The sequence below is a fragment of the Bacteroidota bacterium genome (assembly GCA_034723125.1).
Taxonomy (GTDB): domain Bacteria; phylum Bacteroidota; class Bacteroidia; order CAILMK01; family JAAYUY01; genus JAYEOP01.
This window is the reverse complement of sequence record JAYEOP010000122.1, coordinates 1-4,271: the sequence shown is the minus strand read 5'-3', so window position 1 is coordinate 4,271 and position 4,271 is coordinate 1. Positions and strand designations below refer to the sequence as shown.

General features: G+C 29.1%; 3 protein-coding genes and 1 pseudogene. All 4 read right to left on the bottom strand.

The genetic code is table 11. From position 1 onward, the window contains the following. Positions 1–297: 297 nt before the first annotated feature. A complete protein-coding gene (locus U9R42_03730; GenBank protein ID MEA3495126.1) occupies positions 298–990 on the bottom strand; it encodes an RloB family protein in 693 nt (230 codons plus the stop codon). Then, the gene (locus U9R42_03725) at positions 983–2,296 is read right to left on the bottom strand and encodes an ATP-binding protein (protein ID MEA3495125.1); all 1,314 of its coding nucleotides are present in this window, start codon (positions 2,294–2,296) and stop codon (positions 983–985) included. Before U9R42_03725 ends, U9R42_03730 begins: the two co-directional genes overlap by 8 nt. A gap of 485 nt (positions 2,297–2,781) precedes the next feature. Next, positions 2,782–3,627 (bottom strand): annotated as a pseudogene (locus tag U9R42_03720) (Bro-N domain-containing protein). 457 nt (positions 3,628–4,084) lie between these two features. Next, the coding region (locus U9R42_03715) for a hypothetical protein (GenBank protein MEA3495124.1) at positions 4,085–4,271 on the bottom strand (187 nt) is incomplete at its 5' end.

The window sequence follows — 4,271 nt, the reverse complement described above, 5'->3', positions numbered from 1 at the left end:
GAAAAATATATGACTGTCTTCTGTCTTTTCCTTGTATAAATTTCATTTATAAAAATAGAAATTATTCCTTTGGTGGCAAATTATTTTTATCTACAAATTGTTGATTTTTTTAGACAATCTGACAGCTGATGTATAGTTTCGTAGCGGACTTCAAAGCGATAAAGTTCAAATTACGCAATGAGCCAAATTTGCCACCTTTAAAATAGTCAAATCGGCAGATTTGACGAAGCACAATATGAGCTACACTGCCTGTATTTACTACTAAACAGCTATGAACTATACATTTTGCTAGCAATATTATTTCCTTATTTTGGAGTTTAAGTATTCAACCAGTTCGTAAACTTTTGTTACTGGATTTTGTTTATGAAAATCTAAATTTTCTTGTGTTTTAAACAGTTTTTTTGCTCGTTCAATTGCTTTAGCTTGACAGGAATCTTCATCACTTAACAATTTGCTATAAATTGTTTTACAAAAATCATAAGTTTTACCATCTTTCTCATAATTAAGATTCCATTTTTCACCTAATGCTTTGTAATAAAATTTCCTATGATTTTCTTGGTCATTATATTGATAATGTAGATAAAACCAAACTTCAAAAGCATCATTTGAATATGCAATATTATATCCTTTTGCTTCTCCACTTCTTATTGCATTATCGAAATCAGAGAATTCCTTTTCTCCTTTTTTTATATCCATATCAAAAACACACCAAATTTCGTCATATTTTGTCGTCCTTTCTTTGATAATACTTTCTGTTGATTCAATTAATTTCTGTTTACTTTGCCCTCCTAAATCAACAGCTTCAACAGTAAGAGATAAAACAGGAAAAGATTCAAAATATAATTTCTCAGTTTGCCCTTCACCAACTATTAATATTACCTTTTCTGGCTCTTTTGTTTCTATCTTATATTCAGATGGTCTAACTTTTTTTAGCCAAGCCTTATTAGCTCTTCTGTCAGTAATTTTTATGGATTTAGTTTTTTTAGGCATCTTTGTCAAAGTTTAATAGTTTACCAAAATCGCCCAAGAAAGGTATTGCTCCATACTTCCCCTGAATATAATCTTTTTCAAAAGATGCTGTATTTCTTATTCCTTTAAATTGAGTAAGTGAATACAAATGACTTACTCCGTATTTATCTTTCTCAACAAATTCAATTTGGTCTCTTCGTAATAGCTCCGAAGATAATAAATTGGTATCGTGAGTAATGAAAATTAATTGTGAATTTAAATTTTTTTTTGAATTAAAAAGTTCAATTATTTTTTTCGTTAACAAAGGGTGAAATCGAGCGTCAAATTCATCTATAATAAGAGGGCGACCTTCTTTAATAGCTTCATAAACAAAAGGACTTAATTCAAAAAGTTTTAAAGTACCCTCCGATTCAATCATTCTAAAAGGTAATAATTCATTTTCTTCAAACTCTAATTCTTTATTATATTTCTTTCGAGAAGAAATTAACACTTTCTGTTTCCCTTTTTTGTCAAAATCGTCTTTTGTTTCTTTGTCAACGCCTTCAGGTAAGTCATCAGATGAAATTTCAATAGTTTCTACATCCTCAATACCTGTATCGCCATATTTTAAAAAATCAGTAATATATTTTTTCTTTTTATTATCGCTTAAAGAGTCCCCAGCATAATTATATAACCCTTGATGTCCAAGTCCATTGATAACAATAATAGAAGCAATACCATTAATTAATTCTTTTGATAACTTGCCTAAACCTAAAGATGATATACTTGAAAGAAATAAAGAATTACTTCTAAAAATTTCATTATCATCAGTTTCTTCTTCAAAAAGGCTAATAAGCTTACTCCCTTCTTTAAAGTTAGTTTTATCTATTTCAATAATATCTTGCTGTTCCCTAATAAAATATGGAATTTCTCTTTCGTTTGGTGTTGCAAATAACCATTCAGAAAAGACCTTTTTTTCATCTAATTCAATTCCATATCTATACTTGATATCTTTATGCCAAAAAATCAATTGAAAAAAACTTGGCTCTTGTTCTGTTTCTGTTGAAAATTTGAAAGACTCTACAAGTTTTAAAATATTATCATCTTTTACAGACTGTCTAATAATTTGGATAAATGTTACAAAAGCCTTAATAATATTGCTTTTTCCACTTGAATTTGCACCATAAATTGCTTTTGATTTTAGAAATGATGTATTCTTTTTATTGATAAATATATTATTATCATCAATATATTTATGCTTAGATTTTATCTTTGCAGAGGCTAAATTTAAGGTTTGAATTTCCTTAAATGACCTAAAATTTCCAAAACTAAACTCCTGTATAATCATTTTTTTACAAATTTAATATTTACTAATATTTTGCAAATATACAAATAAGAAATGATTCTTTGTGTAAATTTTACTTTTTTTCTTGTATTATTGCTAACGGCAGTCTGTCCATAACCCTAACCACCAATTAAATTTTTGTCAAATATAAAGTTATTTCTGCTTTGCTCAAAAATAATTTGCTTTTTTTAGTTTGCGTTTTTCAAATTGCTTCTTCCAGTGATGTTGGAAAAAGATATGCCTGTCTTCTGTCTTTTCCTTGTATAAATTTCATTTATAAAAATAGAAATTATTCCTTTGGTAGCAAATTATTTTTATCTACAAATTGTTGATTTTTTTAGACAGTCTGACGGTCGAGGCTATGAAGCGTGGCGGGGTTCGGAGCATGTATCTTTCAAATTGTGATAATGATGAATCGAAGCGCAAATCTTCCATTTACTACTATGCCCGCCATGCTTTATCAGCCTTTGTTGACATTTCGTTGTTTATTATTCAATTCTTTTATTTTTATTATCATCTTTCTGTTTTAATTCTTTAGCATTTTTAGAAGAAATAATTGGTTTTCCAGTTTGCTTTTCAATTTCAACACGTGCTTTCTTTGTAGCATAACCACCTTTTCTTGCTACTTCTTTGTTTGCGGTAAGTCCTTTCGGCTTTTTTTCTTTTGATATTTCAGTTGTTGATGCCTCTGCTAACATATTTAAGACCAACTCCAAGTTTGTCATATTATCTCTTAAGTTTTCTTTCTTTAGTCCTTTTAGTTTTTTGTATGCTTTTACATCTCTATCTGCCTATGCTTTTGTTATTTCATTGGTCAATATTGCATACTCCAAACCCTCTTTCATTCCTCGTATTTGCCATTCATCAGTAAGTTCTTTTCTTACTTCAATACTTTTTAAGCGTTGATTTATCCACTCCTTAGAATAACCTTTTTTAAGGTAAGTTTCCATTGCTCTATCGAATGCCAATTCCGGGTCTTCAGTTTCTTCAATTCTTTCGTAACCTACTTTTGCAAGCCAGATTTTAAATGGTTCTGCTTTTGGTGAAGGAATTGATTGTATTAATCTAAGAAGTTGTTCTGTGTCAGCAACATCTGTTTTGTAATATTTCCCATCAGATGATTGCATTTTCAGTTGACTACAATTTGTAGTCAACTCGCTGCCTTCCTTTTTAAGTCTGGTTTTTAGAACGCTCCAATACTTTCTTGGGTTCGAGCTTTCAGTTAAAATTCCAATAATGTCTACTATAGAGAAAAACCATTTTTCTTGTTCCTCATCCCACAATACTCTCACTCTTTGGTCTTGAAATAATTTTATTGCATTCTCTTTTGTCATACTTTTGAATTTTCAATCACAAAGATACATAAATTAAAAAAATTTAGCAGTTTTTTAAATTTTGTGATGTCGTTCTCACAATGAAAGCTAACGGCAGTCTATCCATAACCCTAAACCACCGATTAAATTTTTGTCAAATATAAAGTTATTTCTGCTTTGCTCAAAAATAATTTGCTTTTTTTTGGTTACGTTTTTTGAATTGCTTCTTACAATGAGCTTGGGAAAATATATGACTACCTTCTGTCTTTTCCTTGTATAAATTTCATTTATAAAAATAGAAATTATTCCTTTGGTAGCAAATTATTTTTATCTACAATTTGTGGATAGTTTTTAGACAGTCTGACGTTTTGAATATGGGGCGTGCCGCACTTTATTCAAAAATTTTATTTGGATTCTATATGTCTTAATGTGAACTAACTGCGGCATGCACTATATTTATTGTTAGCATTTCGGGTTTTTACTTACTTTTGTTTTCATAACTCTTAATCAATCCATTAATATATTCATTATTAAAAATATTGTCAATTCCTTGTAGATATTCAGGCTCTTTAATTTCAACAATTTCAACAACTTGCTCCTTTATACGATTTTCAAGATATGTTATCACGGAATTATTATCATTAATATGATTGTTTTCAGACTTA